This window comes from Polaribacter sp. KT 15 (genome assembly GCF_900143115.1).
Lineage (GTDB): Bacteria > Bacteroidota > Bacteroidia > Flavobacteriales > Flavobacteriaceae > Polaribacter > Polaribacter marinaquae.
The window spans coordinates 669,897-690,859 of sequence record NZ_LT670850.1 but is presented as its reverse complement, the minus strand read 5'-3'; the positions used below and the strand labels follow the sequence as shown (position 1 = coordinate 690,859).

At 33.2% G+C, this 20,963-nt stretch carries 14 protein-coding genes and 1 pseudogene; 7 read left to right on the top strand and 8 right to left on the bottom strand.

Annotation, left to right across the window (positions count from 1 at the left end):
- Positions 1-8 precede the first annotated feature (8 nt).
- Genes B5464_RS03200 through B5464_RS03185 form a run of 4 tightly spaced genes read right to left on the bottom strand, consistent with a single transcriptional unit; the run spans position 9 to position 4,040 of the window.
- Positions 9-1,397, bottom strand: a complete 1,389-nt coding sequence (locus tag B5464_RS03200; RefSeq protein WP_079737160.1) for a mannosyltransferase — start codon at positions 1,395-1,397, stop codon at positions 9-11.
- Positions 1,397-2,887: a cellulose synthase family protein gene (locus B5464_RS03195; protein ID WP_079737159.1), complete on the bottom strand. Its 1,491-nt coding sequence runs from the start codon at positions 2,885-2,887 to the stop codon at positions 1,397-1,399. The genes B5464_RS03200 and B5464_RS03195 overlap by 1 nt, the downstream gene beginning before the upstream one ends.
- Positions 2,887-3,579 carry a glycosyltransferase family 2 protein gene (locus tag B5464_RS03190; RefSeq protein ID WP_079737158.1) on the bottom strand — a complete coding sequence of 231 codons (693 nt, stop codon included), beginning with the start codon at positions 3,577-3,579 and terminating at the stop codon, positions 2,887-2,889. Before B5464_RS03190 ends, B5464_RS03195 begins: the two co-directional genes overlap by 1 nt.
- Entirely contained in the window at positions 3,579-4,040 is a 462-nt protein-coding gene (locus B5464_RS03185) for a toxin-antitoxin system YwqK family antitoxin (RefSeq protein ID WP_231963639.1), read from the bottom strand. Before B5464_RS03185 ends, B5464_RS03190 begins: the two co-directional genes overlap by 1 nt.
- A 175-nt stretch (positions 4,041-4,215) precedes the next feature.
- Between B5464_RS03185 and B5464_RS03180 the strand changes: the two genes are divergently transcribed.
- Together B5464_RS03180 and B5464_RS03175 are read left to right on the top strand one after the other, a co-directional pair.
- On the top strand, positions 4,216-5,085 hold the full coding sequence (locus B5464_RS03180) for a hypothetical protein (RefSeq protein WP_231963638.1): 870 nt from the start codon (positions 4,216-4,218) through the stop codon (positions 5,083-5,085).
- Positions 5,086-5,111: 26 nt separating this feature from the next.
- The gene (locus tag B5464_RS03175; protein ID WP_079737156.1) at positions 5,112-6,113 is read left to right on the top strand and encodes a fasciclin domain-containing protein; all 1,002 of its coding nucleotides are present in this window, start codon (positions 5,112-5,114) and stop codon (positions 6,111-6,113) included.
- A gap of 225 nt (positions 6,114-6,338) precedes the next feature.
- Here the strand turns inward: B5464_RS03175 and B5464_RS03170 are convergent, their stop codons facing one another.
- Both B5464_RS03170 and B5464_RS03165 read right to left on the bottom strand, forming a co-directional pair.
- Positions 6,339-7,961 carry a 4Fe-4S dicluster domain-containing protein gene (locus B5464_RS03170; RefSeq protein WP_079738963.1) on the bottom strand — a complete coding sequence of 541 codons (1,623 nt, stop codon included), beginning with the start codon at positions 7,959-7,961 and terminating at the stop codon, positions 6,339-6,341.
- A 4-nt stretch (positions 7,962-7,965) separates the two neighbouring features.
- Complete coding sequence (locus tag B5464_RS03165) at positions 7,966-9,315, bottom strand: NAD(P)/FAD-dependent oxidoreductase (RefSeq protein ID WP_079737155.1); 1,350 nt, start codon at positions 9,313-9,315, stop codon at positions 7,966-7,968.
- Positions 9,316-9,488: 173 nt separating this feature from the next.
- Between B5464_RS03165 and B5464_RS03160 the strand changes: the two genes are divergently transcribed.
- The 5 genes and pseudogenes from B5464_RS03160 to B5464_RS03140 all read left to right on the top strand — a co-directional run bounded on the left by B5464_RS03160 (position 9,489) and on the right by B5464_RS03140 (position 14,859).
- The gene (locus tag B5464_RS03160) at positions 9,489-10,358 is read left to right on the top strand and encodes a transporter (protein ID WP_079737154.1); all 870 of its coding nucleotides are present in this window, start codon (positions 9,489-9,491) and stop codon (positions 10,356-10,358) included.
- A 27-nt stretch (positions 10,359-10,385) separates the two neighbouring features.
- Positions 10,386-11,387 carry a glycoside hydrolase TIM-barrel-like domain-containing protein gene (locus B5464_RS03155; protein ID WP_154066921.1) on the top strand — a complete coding sequence of 334 codons (1,002 nt, stop codon included), beginning with the start codon at positions 10,386-10,388 and terminating at the stop codon, positions 11,385-11,387.
- Positions 11,377-12,786 (top strand): hypothetical protein, encoded by a 1,410-nt coding sequence (locus tag B5464_RS03150; RefSeq protein WP_079737153.1) that lies wholly within the window; start codon positions 11,377-11,379, stop codon positions 12,784-12,786. Before B5464_RS03155 ends, B5464_RS03150 begins: the two co-directional genes overlap by 11 nt.
- Positions 12,787-12,829: 43 nt before the next feature.
- Positions 12,830-14,062, top strand: a complete 1,233-nt coding sequence (locus B5464_RS03145) for a POTRA domain-containing protein (protein WP_079737152.1) — start codon at positions 12,830-12,832, stop codon at positions 14,060-14,062.
- Positions 14,063-14,133: 71 nt separating this feature from the next.
- Positions 14,134-14,859: pseudogene (locus B5464_RS03140) on the top strand (metallophosphoesterase family protein).
- Positions 14,860-14,959: 100 nt separating this feature from the next.
- Here the strand turns inward: B5464_RS03140 and B5464_RS03135 are convergent.
- Positions 14,960-18,415 (bottom strand): pyruvate carboxylase, encoded by a 3,456-nt coding sequence (locus tag B5464_RS03135; RefSeq protein WP_079737151.1) that lies wholly within the window; start codon positions 18,413-18,415, stop codon positions 14,960-14,962.
- Positions 18,416-19,979: 1,564 nt separating this feature from the next.
- Positions 19,980-20,867, bottom strand: coding sequence for a sterol desaturase family protein (locus B5464_RS03130; protein WP_079737150.1), 888 nt, complete (start codon positions 20,865-20,867; stop codon positions 19,980-19,982).
- Positions 20,868-20,963 lie beyond the last annotated feature (96 nt).

The following is a 20,963-nucleotide window of genomic DNA, read 5'->3' as shown; positions in this document are numbered from 1 at the left end:
TTGTAATTTTACAATTTCTTCATTTTATAGTCTTGCCAAAGTTCGTAACTTATAAAAGAATAAAGCACAAAATACTCTAAGAAAACAATAGATAAGTTTTCTTGCCAAGGTGTATTTGCATAGGCTTGATACGTTAAAATTATTAGTAAAGACCAAACTACCGGAAACTTGTATTTTGTAAATACACTTAAAATTAACGGAGTAGAAACGTACCAAGGATGCACAGTTGTTGCGGTAAAATAATAAAAACACAAACCAAATAGCATCGCAGTAATTAACTGAATGCTGCCTTTATTTTTTCTGAAAAAAGTTACATACAGTAAAAAAAGAATTGTTAAAACAGGTGTTATTTTACCAATGATAGCAATTTCGTTGTAACCTCTAAAAAGGTAGCCGATTTCTCGAAAGATATAGTAAAAACTCGCATTAAATTCAAAGTTACGAAACCACAAACCAACCGAATTAGAATAGTTATCAATTAATTCTGATGAGAAAAATGGTAAGAATAACAAAGCCGTTACAAGTAAAATGATACTATTAAATGCTATGAATTTTAAGAGCCCTTTAAAATTGATTTTAAAACCCAACCAGTTTTCTTTTGCTTTAAAATTAACTTTACTATGTACAAACCATTGAAAAAATAATGGTAAAAATAACAACGGAATTAATTTTACCGAAACCGAACATGCAATTAATATGGCTGCAAAAATCCATTTTTGTTGCTGCAATTTATACAAGGCCCAAACTAAGAAAAAGAGCATTACCGATTCGAAATGTAGATTACCAGTCATTTCTATAATTATAAACGGATTTAAGACATACCAAAAAATGTTTTTAATTGGTAAGTTTAGATTTTGCAGAAGTTTTTTTCCGAAGTATAGAATTCCTAAATCTGCTAAAATAATTAGCGTTCTTAAAACAATTACAGATCCGAAGATGCTCTTACTAGCAAATAGTGCAGCAATTAAAAAACATAACTGATTTAATGGTGGGTAATTGGTGAAATGACTTCCGTTTAAAGAACCCATACCAGTATACAATTCTTTGGCATCTGCAATGGGCTGTATGTTTTGTTGGATAAAAGTTTCTGGTAAAGATAAATACGGATTAAAGCCGTTTAGTAGCATTCTTCCATCCCAAATAAATCGATAAAAATCTTGTGATAGATTCGGAATCGAGAATAGAAAAACCAAGCGAAATACAATGGCAATTGCAGCTAATGTTTCAAAAGAAGTTTGTTTGTTTTTTATCAGTATATAAAAACCGGTAAACAAAGAAAACCATAAAAAACACACGGTATAAAAAGCAGTTCTTTCAATAAAATATGCAAAAAGAAAATAAGCAATTATACTTAAACAAACAGCAAATGCTGTGGTGTATTTTTTTAAAAAAGCCATTATGCTTTAGAAAAAACAGATTTAAAAAACACGTAGCTAAAACCTACAAAAAGCATAAAGTGAAAAGGAAACAACCCGAAATCACCACCTTGATTTCCTACTACAAATGCACTGTACATTCCAAAAACAAAATAAATAGCTAAAATGCCTTCTAAAACAACATGAATAGAAGGTTTCTTTTTGATGTATTTATTGTTTTTCCAACCGTCTTTAATTGTTTTAATATTAAATTTAGGAGTTCTCACAAACTCACTTTTCTTACCTAAATGCCCTTCTAAAACCGCAATAGTATTGTGTAAAGAAAACCCCATTGCAATAGAGAAAAAGGTAAAGAAAGCACCAATATATTTTATGAAATTTTTAAATCCGCCGCCATAAATATTCTTGTACATATGCCAATAACAGATAAAAAAGATAAGCGAACTTACTACAAAGAAGCTCATTACATAAAAGTAAATTTTAAGATGCTCGTATTCGTTTTTAATGTATAACATAGGTATACTTAAAACAGCAACTAAAAAAATACAGGTAAACATAGAGCTGTTTAGTAAGTGCAATAAACTGTGAACTTTAGTTTTAAGAGAAACATTGTCACTTTTTATAACACGTTTCATCATTTTTTGAAAATTCTCTGCACCACCTTTGTTCCATCTAAATTGTTGTGATCTAGCTGCACTAATAATTACTGGCAATTCTGCTGGTGTTTCTACATGTTCTAAATATTTAAACTCCCAGTTTTTCAATTGTGCACGGTAACTTAAATCTAAATCTTCGGTTAACGTATCGCCTTCCCAATTACCAGCATCATAAATACATTCTTTACGCCAAACACCAGCAGTACCATTAAAATTGATAAAATGGCCTTTGCTATTTCTACCAACTTGTTCTAAAGTAAAATGCGCATCTAAGGCAAAAGCTTGTATTTTTGTAAGTGTAGAGTAATTTCTATTGATGTGTCCCCAACGAGTTTGCACAACACCAATGTTTTCATTTTTAAAATAAGGTACAGTTTGTAATAACCAATCTTTTTGAGGTAAAAAATCCGCATCAAAAATGGCTATGAATTCTCCTTTGGCAATTTTTAGACCTTCTTTTAAAGCACCAGCTTTAAAACCTTGTCTGTTGGTTCTTCGAATGTGTTGTATATCTATTCCTTTATCTTGAATTTCTTTGATATGTTTTGCTGTAGTTTCTACAGATTCATCTGTAGAGTCATCTAAAACCTGAATTTCTAATTTGTCTATAGGGTATTCAATTTTAGCAATATTCTTTAGCAAGCGTTTCATTACATACAACTCATTGTAAACAGGCAATTGTATGGTAACAAACGGAATTTCTTTTGGGTTAGAAAAATCTAGTTTTTCTGATGTGTCTTCTTTCTTTCTTGCTTTTAAGTAATTAAAAAGTAAATTTAATTGAGCTATTGCGTACATTAAAATAAGCAAAAGAGATATAGAATAAATGATAATTACGATGTATTCTAAAACCATTATTTAAAACTGTATTTGAAGATCCAACCTAAAATTTTTATGCCCGCAAATATACTACCTTTTACGGTTCCTGAAACTTTAGAGACACCTATTCTGTTTCTATATTTCATAGGTATTTCTACATACGTTAGTTTTTGTTTTAATGCTTTTAACTGCATTTCTACTGTCCATCCGTAGGTTTTATCTTCCATTTGCAATGCCAGTAACTTATTGTATTTAATAGCCCTAAATGGTCCTAAATCTGTAAAATTAGCATTAAAAAATAGTTTCATTAGGCTTGTAGCTAGCCAATTACCAAATATTTGTTGCGGCGTCATTGCACCTGTTTCTCTTAACTCTTTTACTCTTGCGCCAATTACAAAATCTAAATCTTGTTGCACTATTGGTGCAACTAATTCTGTAAGTTGTTCTGGATAATCAGAGTAATCTCCATCTAAAAAAACAACAATTTCTGGCTTTATTTCTTGTTTAGAAATGTAATCCATTCCTTTTAAACAGGCATAACCATACCCTTTTTTGTTTTCTGTTAAAACAGTTGCACCAGCTTTGGCGGCGTTTTCTTCAGTTTTGTCGGTTGAGTTATTGCTAACTACAATAATTTCGTCTACTATTTTGGGAATGTCTCTTATAACGTTTCCTATAGAATCTTGCTCGTTATAAGCAGGAATGATTACTTTAATATTTAAATTCATTAAAATTTTGCGTTCGGATTGTCTTTCTTAAAACTATAGTAAGAAGTCCATTCTCCAATTTTTTTATTAGACTTGTAGCGTTCAGATTTTTTTAAACGGTTGTTGTAGTATATTAGCGAATAACCATCTTTTAGGCCATTCTTATACTGAATTTTTATTTTTTTGTTTTTAGAATAAAAAATCCACCAGTTACTTGCTTTATTGTTTTTATAACCACCTTCTTTAAGAAGGTTATTATTTTCGGCGTAAAAATACCAATAACCCGTTTTTTTACCACTATTAAAATGACCTTTTTTTTCTATGGTTCCGTTTGTGTAGTAAAAAGTCCAATAATCTGTTTTCTTATTGTTTATCATCCATCCTTCGGATGTTAAATTTCCTTGATTATCGTAATTCTTAATAAATTCTTTTTGATTAAAGCCCGTTAGAAAAAATAAAATTGTTAGGTATTTAAAAAGCATACTATTGGTTATGTGTTTAAGTTGTCGTTATAAAAAGTGTAAACTTTCAGGGGTTACTTTATATACGTAAAATTTTTTTTTTGGTTTTTTTTAAAAAAAAATAAAACCGCACTTCTTTTTTTCTCGTAGGTATGGTGTCACTAACAATTAAAAAACAAACATTATGACAAAAAAAATGAAAACACTTTTAGGTTTATGCCTTTTAGTATCGAGCTTTACAATAGCTCAGAGTCCGGTAAATGGTTTTATGAAAAAATCTGGTGAAGGTTCTGTAGTCGTTTCTTATTCTAAAGAAAATTACAGCAAAGTATTTTTAGTACCCAATGAAATTGATGGCGTACCTGTTTTTAACGATGTAAGTATTAGTAGTATTTCTTTATTCGGAGAAATTGGGGTTTCAGACAATTTTAATATTGTATTAAATGTGCCTTACATTAAATCCGAAGGAAATGCATCTGATGCAGTTTTAGAAAACAACGGTTTTGAAAATGTAAGAAAAGGAGTACAAGATTTAAAAGTGTATGCTAAATACAGATTACACACTTTAAATTTTGAAAACAGTAGTTTAGATTTTATTGGTGCAGCTGGTATAGAAACACCAATTGGTAATTACAGTGCAAACGAAGGTTTACAATCTATTATTGCAATAGGTAACGAAGCAACAACCTACAATGCTTTTGGTATTGCTACGTATAAAATGAACTCTGGTTTTTTTGCAACAGGGCAGTTAGGATACAGTGTTAGAGGTAACGATGTGCCAAATGCTTTATTAAGTGAGTTTAAATTAGGGTATGCGGCTTCTAAATTTTACGTAGATGCTTTTATAGCAAACCAATTATCAGATGACAGTGGTGTAGATATTTTAGGCGAAGGGTTTACAGGGTTTTTTCCTGCAACACGTGTAAATTATACAAGAATTGGTATCAACGCATTTTATCCTTTTACAGATTCAATTGGTATCACTGCGGGTACAAACACGTATATCTCTGGTAGAAATTTAGGAAAAGCTACAGGATCTTACGGTGGCGTTGTCTACTCATTTTAATTAAAAACTTAATAAAACATACAATCATGAAAAATTTATACAAACTAAAATATATATTTATTACAATTTTAACAGTAAGCTTAGTGTCTTCTTGTCAAACCGAATCTAGTTTCGAAGATGAATTACCATCAATCGCAAATATAGCGGTGTCTAATGCGGACTTTAGCACTTTAGAAGCGGCAGCAGTTGCAGGTGGTGTTGCAGGAGTTTTAAGTAACTCTAACCCAAATGATGCAAGCGGAGCATACACTGTTTTTGCACCAACTAATGATGCATTTGCGCGTTTAGGATTGAATGAAAATACACTTGGCGTTCTTCAAAAATCATTTTTAACAAACACTTTATTGTACCACGTTTCTAACGGAAACTTAGCAGGAAATACAATTAATGATGGCGGTACTTCTACATCTGCACTTTCTTTAGATAGAAGATTTATCGAAAGAGGAGAGGATACTTACATTAACGGTTCTAAAATTTTAGCTACAGATGTTACTGCAAGCAATGGTACTGTGCATGTAATTGATAAAGTAATGATTGCTAGTGGTGCAGATATTGTACAAACTGCAATAGCTTTACAAAGTGCAAACGTATTTACTTCACCAGAATTGACATATTTAGTAGAGGCTGTAGTATATGCAGAATTGGCAGAGGCTTTAACAGCATCAGAAGGGAGTCCTTCTTTTACAGTTTTTGCTCCAACAGATCAAGCATTTATTGATTTAGGTGCTGCCTTAGGATTGACATTTACTTCGCCAGCAGATATCCGTCAATTACCAAAAGAAACAGTACAACAAGTACTTTTAAATCATGTTATTGCCAACGATGGTAAATTTACTTCAGAATTAAGTGCAGGTACTGTAACTCCTTTAGGTGGAGACGATTTAACATTAGGTGCTTTTACAAACGGAACACTTACTGTTACAGGTGCTGGAAACGGAGGGGAAGTTGCAAATATGGGAATTCCTGATGTACAAACAACAAATGGTATCGTACACGTAATCGATAGAGTATTGTTACCAAACCTATAAAAACTTTTTTAGTTTTTTGATTTGAATTTATAAGCCACAAATTTTATCTGTGGCTTATGTTATTTTAAAAGGTTTATAGTTGATGCAACTATTTAAGCTGAAGAGTTAAAACGATATACTAATCAACATAAAGATTCTATCATCCTTCAATTTAAGCTTTAAACAACCACAAAAAAAGGACGCCTAATAGCGTCCTTTTTTATATTAAACTTGATATGTTGGTAATTATTTCTTGTTTACTAAATCCATTAAATCAACATCGTTTCCTAATAAAACATCAGTAGGATTTATTCTTCCTTCTTCCGGACCGTTTTCTAATTTTAAAACACCTCTTGGGCAAACTGCAGAACAAACACCGCAACCTACACAACTAGAACGTACAATGTTTTCTCCTTTTTGGGCATAAGCTCTAACATCGATACCTTGCTCGCAATACGTAGAACAATTTCCGCAAGAAATACATTGACCACCGTTAGTTGTAATTCTAAATCTCGATTTAAAACGTTGCACAAAACCTAAATAAGCTGCTAATGGGCAACCAAATCTACACCAAACTCTATTACCAAAAATTGGGTAAAAACCAGTACCAATAACTCCCGCAAAAATAGAACCGATTAAAAAGCCATAAATATCTTGAATTGTTTGTGTTTGAATGCCTAATACTTGTCCTTCGTTTGTAAAGAAAGTGTACAAAGCAAAACCAGTCATCACTAAAACAAATATTAATACAGAATGAATTACAATGCGTTCTACTCGCCAAGAAAGTAAGGTTTTACTAGACAATTGTCTGTAAGGATCTCCTAGCGTTTCTGCCAATCCACCACAACCACAAACCCAAGAACAATACCATCTTTTTCCGAAGAAATATACCATAACCGGCACAACTACAATGGTAAGTACAACACCCCAAACTAAAATGAATAAACCTAAACCACCGCTGGCTAATAATTCCTCTAAATTCCATTTAAAAAAGAAATCATAATCTAAAGGAAACGCATTTTTAAAGTCGTACCATGGTTTTTCGAATCGCACTAAAATTTCTGGAATCAAAAAAGCAAATACTATTTGAAAGAATAAAACAGATGTAGTTCTTAATATTTGGTATTTATTATGGCGATATTTAATGTACATTCTAACAGCCATTACTGTCATTACAACACAATATAAAAATCCGTATAAAAACCATTGGCTTGCAGGGTTACCGCTTATAAATTTACTAATAGGATCTACCAAATACACCCAATTTACAATGTAATCTGGATAGAAGTATAGCAGTATGTAAAAACTAACTAGAAACACAAAAGCAAACCAACCAATCCAACCGCGATTGGTAGCAGCACTTAAAAAGATACCATCATTTTTAATACCAGGTTTTCCTAACAAAATTACATCTGGTACAATAAACATAAGTGCACCTATAATACCCAATCCAAAGGTTAAAAACCATGCCCAACCCGTTTGTTGTGCCGCAAAACCTTTACCAGCCTTTTTGGCAAGTGTATAGCTAAGACTGTGTGGTTTACCAGAGATTTTATATTGAAACTGAGCTCCTTTTTTCTCCCAATTTTTAGCTGCATCGTATTTTGCAATTAAATCATCGTAATGTTTATTAGCATTTGCATATGCTTTTCTAGTACGGCTAGAGAACTCAAAAATAGACAAGTTGTCTTTGGTTACTACTGCTTGTTGCAGTTCTTTGGCAATTACTTCATTTTTATAGTTTTGATCCTTTAAAAAAGTATCAAGTTCTGTTTGATTTAAATTAAAATCACCTGTAAAAATTAAGGCTATAAAGGTGGCTAAACCTATAAGAAAAAGTAGTAATCCTGTTTGTTTTATTGCTTTCATCATCTTATGCTTTGCTAAAAATTCTTTTCCAGCTTTTCTTTTGTAGTTGTATATTGGTGTTGTTTTCTTTGTTGAATTTTGCCACAATTTCTTTTTCGTGAAGGTTGTAAAATTCTGGGTCAAAATTAGCGTCTGCTAAGAATTCTAAAACATGTGATATGTTTTGCTTTTCTGTAAGCCATTTGTCAAATATTTCATGGCGCATTCGAATACCAAACGTATTAATTCCTAAGAATTGTTTAGAATCCTTGTCAAAAGAAATGGTAATGCATTTATTTTCAGATGGATGTTTCCATTGAAAATACGCTTCGTTTTCTTTCTTATTTCTTTCGCTAAACACCCAACCATATGTTTGATATTCAATGTCTAAAAACTTTGCAGAATTAAACCAATGCCCTGGTTTGTATGCTATTCTATTGCCACAAATAGTTTCTGCTAAGGTTTCTCCCATCATCCTACCCGTGTACCAAACTGCTTCAATATTTCTTCTTTGTCCGATGGCTTCGTGTTGTTCTGCACAATCGCCAATAGCATAAATATTAGCCACATTGGTTTCTAAAAAACGATTTACTTTTACACCTCTACCAAGTTCGATATTAGATTTTTTTAAGAAATCTATATTTGGGGTAACACCAGCAGTTAAACCAACAACATTACAAGCAATTTCTTCGTCTGTTTCTTCAATAATAATAGAAGTTACGCGTCCGTTTTTATCTGCTTTAATTTCTTTTAAGTTGGTGTTTAAACGCAAATCTATGTGGTGTTCTTTAATATGCTGATTTATCATTTCAGATTCTTGAGCAGGCAAAACACCGTTCCAGAAACTGGTTTCTCTCACTAAAAAAGTAACTGGTATTTTTCTACTGCGTAGCATTTCTGCCAATTCAATACCTATCAAACCGCCACCAACAATTACGGCTCTATTACACGCTTTATTATCTGGTGCAAGTTGTTCTAGTTTTTCTAAATCTTGTTTGTGGTACATGCCAATAACACCTTCTAAATCTTGCCCAGGCCAACCAAACTTATTTGGTTTAGAACCTGTAGCAATAATTAATTTATCGTAGGCTAAAATTTCACCAGAAGCAAATTCAATATTACTGTTTTCTGTATGTACTTTTGTTACCAAACCTTCTTTTAAGGCAATGTTGTTTTTATCCCAAAACCAATTTTCATAAGGTTGTGTATGTTCAAATTTCATGTGCCCCATGTACACATACATTAAAGCAGTTCTAGAAAAGAAATATTTGGTTTCTGCAGACACAATGGTAATTTGTTTGTCAGATTTTTTTCTAATGTGTCTTGCTGCAGTTACACCGGCAATACCGTTCCCAATTATTACAATATGTTCCATAGTTGATTGATTGTTGCTTTTATGTCGAAGCTAAAGTTAAGAACTTAAAACCGAAACTTCATTTTAATTAAATTTAGAATCATTATAAATAGATTTTCTAGAAAATGTTTGTAAGTATCTAAAAATTGTAAAGACTTACTTAAAAAATTTACCAACATTAAAATCAACCAATAATGAAAAAAGTTTTAAGTAAAAGTTTGTTTGTAGCCTTTTTAGCTATAGGTTTACAAGTGCAAGCGCAAGAAAATGATGCACCTGCAAAAAGCAATGTACAAACGTATACGCCATCAAAATTATTAAACAAAGGGCAGTGGGATATTAAGTTTTTTAACAATTTGTATACAGAAACCAAAGGGAAGTTTAACGGAGTAAAAGCAGACAAGGCAAGAGAAAATTATTTTACATCAACGTTAGAAGTATTTACGGGTGTTTCTGAAAATAATAGAATTAATGTAGGTGTATTGTTAGAGTATCGTTCTAATACAATTGGCGGTAGAAGTGCAACGGCAGTTTTCGATTTAGGTAATGATGTAACAGCAAGAAAAGGGCTTTCTTCTTTTGCGCCAGCAATTAAATTTCAGCCATTAGAAAATGTAGGAAACTTTTCGATACAATCTGCTTTTCACATTCCGATTATAGAAAACGAAACAGAAAATGGTGTTTTTTTAGATCAAACGGCGTACACTTTTCAGAATCGTTTTTTTTATGATTACACACTACCAAGCGGTAACTGGCAATTGTTTACAGAGTTAAATACCGAGTATAATTTTGGCGAAGAAGATAGTTTTGCAAATAAGACGTTTTTATTAGCACCCGGAATTTTTATGAGTTATTTTCCTTCGGATAAATCTACTGTTCTAGGTTTTGTGCAACACGCGCAACGTTTTGGCGATTTTACACAAGATTATACCGCGCTTGGTTTTGGTGGAAAATACCAATTAACAGATTTGTTAAACTTAGAGATTTTGTATAGTAAATTCATACGTGGTAACGATACTGGTTTAGGACAAAGTTTTAACATTGGTTTAAGAGCGCTATTTTAACAAAAAGAAGTATTTTTATGGAGATTTATGAAAACAAAAAAACTCCTATTGCTCGTAGTAATTCTTTTAAACTTCTCTTGCAAAAGTCAGTCTAAAAAAATAAACGGAGTAAGCTTTGTAGCGTCAAGAGATACTATTAGCACACAACATATTACACCAGTTTTAAAGGCACAAAGCAATTATGTTGCTTTGATGCCTTTTGGCTTTATAAAGAATTTGGCAACACCAACTATTACGCATAACACCAAAAGGCAATGGTTTGGCGAAACAGAAAATGGTTTGTTGCAATACGCAAAACGTTTTCAAAAAGAAAATGTGCGCATTATGGTAAAACCACACATTTGGGTGTGGCGAGGAGAATTTACCGGTAATATAAAAATGGATTCTGAAGAAAATTGGCAAGTTCTAGAAGATTCTTACACAGCTTTTATTTTAACCTACGCAAAAGCAGCAGCATCTTTAAATGCAGAAATTTTTTGTATTGGTACAGAGTTAGAGCAATTTGTTGTGAATAGGCCTGCATTTTGGCAGCAACTTATTCAAAAAATAAGAGCAGTTTACAAGGGTAAATTAACCTATGCTGCCAATTGGGATGAATACTCGCGAGTACCTTTTTGGAAAGAAATCGATTATATCGGTATAGATGCCTATTTTCCTGTAAGCGATTTAAAATCGCCAACAGTGGCAGACTATGAAGCGGGTTGGCAACCGCACAAACAAGCAATTATAAAACTTCAAAAATCTGTAAAGAAACCTGTTTTGTTTACAGAGTTTGGGTATAGAAGCGTAGACTTTAATGGTAAAGAACCTTGGGACTCTAATAGAATAGAAGGTTCGGTAAATTTACAAGCGCAAGCCAATGCGTTGCAAGCAATTCACAATCAATTTTGGCAAGAAGAATGGTTTGCTGGTGGTTTTATATGGAAATGGTTTCATAGACACGCTAACGTTGGTGGCGAAAAAAACAATAGATTTACACCGCAAAATAAACCAGCAGAAGAATTAATTAGAAAATTATATGGTCTTTAAAAAAATAGCATTTCTTTTTTTATGTTTGGCAATTGTTTCTTGTTCAGAAGATACAGACATTACCATACCAAGAACTTTACAAGAATACATTACAACCAAAGCAAATGTTACCGAAAAAACAGTAGTTGCTTGTGCTGCAAGTGCAGTATCTAGCACAAATACCACCTATATTTTTTATTATCCAGAAGAAGGGGCAACAGATATTCGTTATTACGAATTAACATCGCCAGATGCAGACAAAGATAATTTCGAAAATTACAGAAGAGAAAGTTTAGATAGTGAAGCTGTTTTTGGCGGTAAATTGGGGCGTTTTACACGTTCTAGCGACATAGAATCTTGGTGTTTGGTTACCTATGTAAAAGAAAACGAACTAAGAATTTCTGAACCTATAAAAATTAACAATCAATCTAAAGCTACAGAATATTCTAATGATGTTCAAATAGGATACAAATCTACCGTAGAACCTAATTTTACATGGAATGATGGCAAAATCGATGAGAATGTTATTTATTTTGAAGTAATTTCTGATGAAGAAAATGAGTTTATTTCTGGTACATATACCACAGAGAAGTTTTTTCAGTATTATGATGAAAGCAATGTTTTAGCATCGCCAAAGTTAAATGAAGCTGCACCAAAAGATTTGGTAGAAGATGAGATTTATAATTTTACCATGATGGGCGTAAGCGAAGATAATTGGGTTAACCTTATTATAGAAGATCAATTTATACCGCAAAACCTATCAGAATACATTGCAAAGAATTCCGATAAAACAACGCAAGAAGATGCAATTGCATTTGCAGGTTCTGCAAACGGTAATGCGGCGCAAACCAATATTTATTTTTATCCGTTAACTGGTGCATACGATTATCGTTATTATGAAACCGCAGATACTACTGTAGATCCTCTAGATTTTAGCAATTATACAAGAAGAAACTTTACAAGCGCAGCACAGTTTGGTGGTAAGTTTAGACGTTTTACAAATGAGGTTACTACAAATGTATATTGTTTGGTTACTTATCTTTTAGACGATACATTGTATATTTCTAAACCTATAAAAACAAAAAACGCAACCAAGCAAACCCAATGGTCTACTGCTGTTGATATTGCATACCCAAACACATTAGAACCTGTTTTTACTTGGCAAGATGGTACGTTTACAGATACAGACAAATATTTTGAAGTACTTACGTTAAATGACGATACTTTTATAACAGGTACTTATACAAAAGACAAGCAGTTTGCGTATTATAACGAATCGAATATTATAGTTGCAGATAATATTCACACAAGTACACCGCCCGCTTTGGTGTTAGACGATTCTTATAAATTGTACATTTATGGTTTAGATACAGATAATTGGCTTAACTTAGTTATTCAAAATACATTTATAGCTCAATAGCGTGATTCAAAAGAGTTTCTTGTTCTTATTTTTTAGTTTTTGCATGCAAGTAACATGTGCGCAAAAAACAACAATTGCTTCTCTAGAAATAGTTGGGCAAGACAAAATTAAAACAAGCTATTTAAAAAAGATAATAACCACAAAACAAGGCGAAGTATTAGATTCTGTAAAACTGAATCAAGACATCACATTTTTAAAAAGATTGCCTGCTGTAAGTCATGCTTATTTTACAGTAACTCGGTTGCCCAATTTTAAAAGCCATGTAAAAATTGGCATAGAAGAGAATTTTACACTTATACCAAGTTTAAATTTCTGGACAACCACCAACAAACAATTCGCTTACAAACTTGGTTTGTACGAGTATAATTTTTTAGGAAACAACACTACGTTTGGTGGCTTTTATCAAAATAATGGTTTTCATTCTTATGGTTTTACCTATCGCGCACCCAATTTGTTTTCTAAAAAATGGGGATTGGCAATAAGTTTTAAAGACTGGAAAAGTGAAGAGCCGTTGTATTTTGGTGAAAAAACAGCCAATTACTTGTACAACAATACTTCGATAGAGTTGCTAGGTTTGTATCAACTAAATTTAAAGCATCGCATCGATTTCGGAATCAGCTTTTTTTCAGAGAAATATAAATATTTGTCTGGTGAAACAGCAGCCGGTGTACCATTGACGTTAGATTTAGATAAAAAACTTTTAAAACTGGTGTATCAATACAATGGTTTAGATTATTATTACCAATACGTTAGCGGTTTTAAAAGTGTCTTATACACGCAATATGTTACTACGCAAAACGATTTTCAAAATGATTTTTTAATTGCTTGGAACGACTTTTTCTATTACAAAAGAATTGGTGCTAAAGGCAATTGGGCAAATAAATTACGTTTGGGTATTGCTTCTAATGAGAATTCACCTTTTGCGCCCTTTGCTTTAGATAACAATGTAAATATTAGAGGTGTTGGTATTTTGGTAGATAGAGGTACTGGTGTTGCGGTTTTAAATTCTGAATATAGACATACCGTTTACGATAAAAAGTGGCTGGCAATTCAAACAAATGTTTTTACAGATGCAGGTACATGGCGAGAACCAGGCGGACAATTAAGCGACCTTTTTAAACAAGAAAAATTAAGAGTATTCTCTGGGATAGGGCTGCGTTTTATCAGTAAAAAAATATACAATGCTACTTTTAGAATCGATTATGGTTTTAAAGTCTACGATACAAAAAATACGACAAAAGGAGGGTTGGTTTTTGGTTTAGGGCAGTATTTTTAACCTTAATTTAAAGCAAATACTTAAAAAGTTAGCTAGAATCGTTTAGTTTTGTTTATTAAACAATACAACAAATGAGCACTTTTGCAATTGGAGACATTCACGGCGGTTTAAAAGCCCTAGTACAAGTATTAAATAAACTAGAAGTTACCGAAGAAGACACACTTATTTTTATGGGAGATTATGTAGATGGCTGGAGCGAGTCTGCACAAGTAGTTTCTTTTTTAATCGAGTTGTCAAAAAAAATCAACTGTATTTTTATCAAAGGAAATCATGATGTTTGGTGCGAAGAATGGTTAAAAGATGAAACTGTTAATCCTACTTGGTACATGCATGGTGGTAAAGAAACCATCGATAGTTATGATGGTTTTACCGCTGCAGAAAAAAGTGAGCATCTAACATTTTTCGAAAACCTATCGTTATACCATTTAGACGACGCAAATAGATTGTTTTTACATGCCGGTTTTACATCAATGCACGGTGTTGCTAAAGAAATGTTTCCTGGTAATTTTTACTTTGATAGAACTTTGTGAGAAATGGCTTTGGCAATGGATGTTACCATCGATAAAAACAACCCAACGTATCCGAAGCGATTGCAACATTATGCAGAAATTTATATAGGACATACACCAACAACTAATTTCGGAATACCGACACCAATGAACAGAGCCAATGTATGGAATGTTGATACAGGTGCTGCTTTTAAAGGAAAGGTGTGTGCGATGAATATTGATACAAAAACGTATTATCAAAGCGATAATTTACCGGGTTTGTATCCTGATGAAAAAGGGAGAAATTAAACACTAGCTACCAAATAAATGCTGATTTACGTATAAATTAAAAAGCCCGCTATTGCATAAAAACAATAACGGACTTCTAACGTGAACTATTAAAAAAAAATTAACTTTCTAGTTTTAAGACCAAGTCTTCAGAATTTACAAGCGTGCCTTCTTTTAAAATAATGGCATCTATAGTAGCATCTTCGTTGGCTGTAATGGTGGTTTCCATTTTCATGGCTTCAATAATAAATAAAGGCTGATTCTTAGCAACTTTATCACCTTTCTTCACCAAGATTGTAGATAATAAACCCTGTAAAGGTGCACCAATTTCGTGTGCATTTTCTTTAGCTGCTTTTATATTTTGTACAGTTTCTACTTTTACAGAGGTATCTTTTATTTGCACAGATCTTCCTTGTCCGTTTACCTTAAAGTAAACAGTTACCAACCCCTCTTCATTGGCTTTACCAATAGAATCTAGGGTGATTAATAAGGTTTTTCCTTTGTCTAACTCAACTATAATTTCTTCGCCAACTTCCATTCCGTAGAAAAAGTTTTTAGTTGGTAGGTTAATCAAACTATCGTACTTTAAATGCTTGTTGTAAGCATCTGTAAATACCTTCGGATACAATTTATACGATAAGAAATCTGTAAAATCAATCGGTCTACTTAAATCGTTTTCAAATATCTTTTTAAAGTCTTTGTACTCTTCATCAATATCTAAAGCAGGTATATGTGCATTTGGTCTATCTGTATAAGGTTGTTCGTCTTTTAAGATAAGTTTCTGTAAATCTTTTGGAAATCCGCCAACGGGTTGCCCTAAATCACCTTTAAAAAATTGAACTACAGACTGCGGAAAAGAAATGGTATGTCCGCGTTCTAACACATCTTGCACCGTTAAGTTGTTACTAACTAGGTACTGTGCCATGTCACCCACAACCTTGGAGCTTGGTGTAACTTTTACAATATCGCCAAAAAGTAAGTTTACATCTGCATACATTTTGGTAATTTCATGAAAACGATCTTCCAAACCAAGTGCTTGCGCCTGTGGCTTTAAGTTCGAATATTGACCACCCGGAATTTCGTGTTTAAAAACTTCACCAGAACCCGCTTTTAAACCAGACTCAAAAGGGTAGTAGTAATCTCTTACTGTTTCCCAGTAATTAGAATATTCGTTTAAAGATTGATTGTTTAAATTGCTTGCTCTGTCGTTAAATTTCATCATTTCTACCACAGAGTTAAAGTTGGGTTGCGAGGTTAAACCAGACAAACCACCCAAAGCAACATCAACAACATCTACACCTGCTTCTATTGCCTTTAAATAGGTAGCAGCTTGTATAGAAGAGGTATCGTGCGTATGCAAATGAATCGGAATATTTACCGTTTGCTTTAAAGCACTTACCAATTCGAAAGCAGCATAAGGTTTTAACAAACCAGCCATGTCTTTAATTGCCAAAATATGCGCACCCGCATTTTCGATGTCTTTGGCTAAAGTGGTGTAATATTGTAAGTTGTACTTGGTGTTTTCAGGATTTAAAATATCGCCAGTATAGCAAATAGAACCCTCTGCCAAACCATTGGTTCTGGTTCTAACATGTTCTATACAAGGTGCAATCGATTCCATCCAGTTTAAAGAATCGAAAATTCGAAACAAATCGACACCATGTTCCCAAGATTGTTCTACAAACTTGGCAATTAAATTATCTGGATACGCCGTGTATCCTACACCATTTGACCCACGAATTAGCATTTGCAACAATACATTTGGCATTGCTTTTCGTAACAATTGCAAACGTTCCCAAGGGTTTTCTTGTAAAAAACGCATGCAAACATCAAAAGTAGCGCCACCCCAAACTTCCATACTAAAAATGTTTGGGTTGTTTTTAGCATATCCTTCTGCAACCTTTAACATATCAAAAGTTCGCATTCTTGTTGCCAGCAAACTTTGGTGTGCATCTCTCATGGTAGTATCAGTAAAATGAATTTGCTTTTCATTTTTTAACCATTGCGCAAATGCATCAGGGCCTAATGCAGTTAGTTTGTCTTTTGTACCTTCAGGATACGCCGCATTGGCATCAAATTTAGGTACAACAGGTTTTATAAATTTCTTTGTAGGATCTAATTTTTTAACATCCGCATTTCCGTTTACAATCACATCACCTAAATAGGTAACTAATTTGGTAGCTCTATTTCTAGGCGCTTTAAACACAAATAAATCGGGTGTTTCTTTGATAAAATTAACAGTAACATCTCCTTTTCTAAAAGTTTCGTGTTTTAAGATATTGTCTAGAAAAGGCATATTGGTTTTAACACCTCGAATACGAAACTCTGCCATGGCTCTGCGTACTTTTCTACACGCGCCATCTAAAGTTCTACTATTTGCAGTAACTTTTACAAGCATCGAATCGAAAAAAGGCGAAATAATAGCCCCTTGATACACACTACCAGCATCCAATCGAATTCCGAAACCAGACGCACTTCTATACGTGGTAATTTCACCATAATCAGGTTTAAAATCGTTCTGCGGATCTTCTGTAGTAATTCTACATTGCAGCGCATATCCATTTATTTTAATGGCATCTTGACTCGGTATTTTAATCTGTTGGTCGGTTAATTTATAACCACCCGCAATAAACAATTGAGTTTTTACCAAATCGATATTGGTAACAACCTCTGTAACCGTATGTTCTACTTGTATTCTTGGGTTTACTTCTATAAAATAAATAGCACCATCATCATCAACTAAAAATTCTACTGTACCAATATTATTATAATTTACAGCTTTACAAATGGTAATTGCGTAGTTGTACAAAGCATCTTTTGTTTCTTGCTTTAAATTGTAAGAAGGTGCAAATTCGATTACTTTTTGGTAACGACGTTGTACAGAACAATCGCGCTCAAACAAATGCACTGTATTGCCATAATTATCGGCAACAATTTGTATTTCTATATGTTTTGGATTGGCAACAAACTTTTCTAAAAAAACGGTATCGTCTCCAAAGGCATTTAGTGCCTCTCGTTTACTTTCGTTAAAAGCTTTTTTTAATTCGGCAGCCTCTCTAATAACACGCATACCTCTACCACCACCACCAGAGGCTGCTTTTAGCATTACAGGATAACCAATTTTAGAAGCTTCTTCTAAAGCTGTTTCGATACTGTCTAAAGGGTTTTCGTTACTTTTAATAACGGGTATGTTATTGGCAATCGCCACTTCTTTGGCTGTAATTTTGTCGCCTAAAGATTGAAGAACTGTAACTTTAGGACCTACAAAAATAAGACCATTGTCTTCACATTGTTGCGCTAAATCTGCATTTTCAGACAAGAAACCGTAACCAGGGTGTATGGCATCTGCACCACTTTTTAAAGCGATTCTTATAATTTCTTTGATATCTAAATACGGCTTTAATGGGGCATTGTCTTCACCTATTTGATACGATTCGTCTGCTTTGTACCTGTGTAACGAATAGCGATCTTCGAATGTGTAAACTCCAACGGTTTTTACATTTACCTCTGTACAGGCTCTAAAAATTCGAATGGCAATTTCACCGCGATTGGCAACAAGTACTTTTTTAATCTTCATTTCTTTGGATATTGTTTTTAGTTTTTAGTAAAAATTTCTTGCTAAAGATACTAAGCGAAATCGATGTAGTTGGCTTTTTTTTGATTTTTTTTAAGATTTCCTTAACATTTAACGGTTTTATTACTGATGTATGAATTTAAACGGGTGCTTTTTATATAATGACGATTTTTTGAATGTGTGGGGTTTGGGGTGAGAGGGAAGAGTAGAGAGGTAAGAGATAAGAGGCAAGAAGTAAGAAACAAGAGTCAAGAAGAGAGAATAGAGAGTCAAGAAATAAGAGACAAGAGGTAAGAGGAGGAAGTTATGATAACATACAGTAACGACCTATTTTAAATTTCGTAAGAATTCAAATTGTAAGTAACGGCAAGCATCCAAAGAGGACAGAGCGTAAAGTAAATGTCCAGTGGACATTTATAGCGAATGGGCCAGCTTGCGCTATGGCGTCTGGATGCGATAGTGGATTACAAAGTAGAATTCAAGAAAATTAAAAGTACGTCTAGATTTTTGGTTCTTTTCATCAATGGAAAAGAATAAGAGCAGAAAGAAAAATGAGTCAAGAAATAAGAGGTAAGAAATAAGAAGCAAGAAGCTAGAAGAAAGATAATAGAAGTGAGGCAAGAGAACTATGATAACATACAGTAACGACCTATTTTAAATTTCGTAAGAATTCAAATTGTAAGTAACGGCAAGCATCCAAAGAGGACAGAGCGTAAAGTAAATGTCCAGTGGACATTTATAGCGAATGGGCCAGCTTGCGCTATGGCGTCTGGATGCGATAGTGGATTACAAAGTAGAATTCAAGAAAATTAAAAGTACGTCTAGATTTTTGATTCTTTTCATCAATGGAAAAGAATAAGGATTAAAGAAAAATGAGTCAAGAAATAAGAGGCAAGAAATAAGAGAAGAGAGACAAGAAGTAAGAAACAAGAGTCAAGAAGAGAGAATCATGATAACGTACAGTAACGACCTATTTTAAATTTCGTAAGAATTCAAATTGTAAGTAACGGCAAGCATCCAAATAACGCAGTGGTCTGGATGCGATAGTGGATTACAAAGTAGAGTTCAAGAAAATTAAAAGTACGTCTAGATTTTTGGTTCTTTTCATCAATGGAAAAGAATAAGGGTAGAAAGAAAAATGAGTCAAGAGGCATGAGACAAGAGACAAGAAATAAGAAGCTAGAAGAAAGAAGAAAGAAGAAAGAAGAAAGATAATAGAAGTGAGGCAAGAGAATCATGATAACATACAGTAACGACCTATTTTAAATTTCGTAAGAATTCAAATTGTAAGTAACGGCAAGCATCCAAATAACGCAGTGGTCTGGATGCGATAGTGGATTACAAAGTAGAATTCAAGAAAATTAAAAGTATGTCTAGATTTTTGGTTCTTTTCATCAATGGAAAAGAATAAGGGCAGAAAGAAAAGAAACAAGAGTATGTGTCACATCGAGTGAATTTTACGATTGCAATGAGTAAAATTAGTATCGAGATGATTTTTGTAGAAGGTTATAAAAGTTCTCGATATAATTTTTTGTACCTCAAAATCACTCGAACTCACAAAAACCAACTAATCCCTTTTTCCAAAAGGATACAACTCCTGTTTTACAAAACCCTTCGGAAATTGCTCATCACCTTCAAAACCAATTTCGATGTCTCTACCAGAATACGGTATATAATTCGTTTTAAAAAGATAATCCCAAATACTTAGGGTAATTCCGAAATTAACGCCTTGTTTGCGTTCTTCTGGCAATACTTTTGCATGATGCCAAATGTGCATTTTTGGATTGTTTAAAATATACTTTAACCAACCATAATCCCAATTGATGTTGGCATGGTTTAAGTGCCCAATGGTAATATTAAAAAAATGGACAACTGCTACATCTTGTGCGGTAAAGCCGCCAATAATGGCTAACGGAATGTACTTTAAAGAATTGTACACTACGGGTTCCATCCAATGGTAACGCAAATGCGCTGCAAAACCCATTTCTTTTACCGAGTGGTGTACTTTATGAAAGTTCCATAAAAACTCATAAGAATGCAATAATCTGTGTGTGCACCATTGCACAAAATCAATTACAATAAAAAAGATAAAAATACGGAGTGCAAACGGCAAAGTGTTGAGTTCTAATAGCTGAAAATTGGCAATAGACAAGCCTACAACGCCTAAGATATCATTAAAAACTTCGGCGGCAGCATTTGATAAAGCAATCAATACCAATAAGTTTAACAAAAAGAAATTGAAAAACATGTAAAAGGTATCTAGCCAAAAATCTTTACGAAACAACGACTGATTCTTACGCCAAGGAAAAACAGCTTCTAAACCCCAAACCAAAAGCGAAATTAAAATCAATCCGTAAAAATAATTCTCCCAATTCAATTCAAAAAGAACAGATTGTTTGATGTAGTTCCAGTAATCGGAATACGAATTTTTAAAGAGTTCTATATACTTGTTCATTGGTGCTAGGCTAAACTATTTGTAATTGTAAATAATTGGTCTGTTTTCTTTAAAAGACCTTACATTAAAAGAGATTATTCTATGTTACTCTGCTGT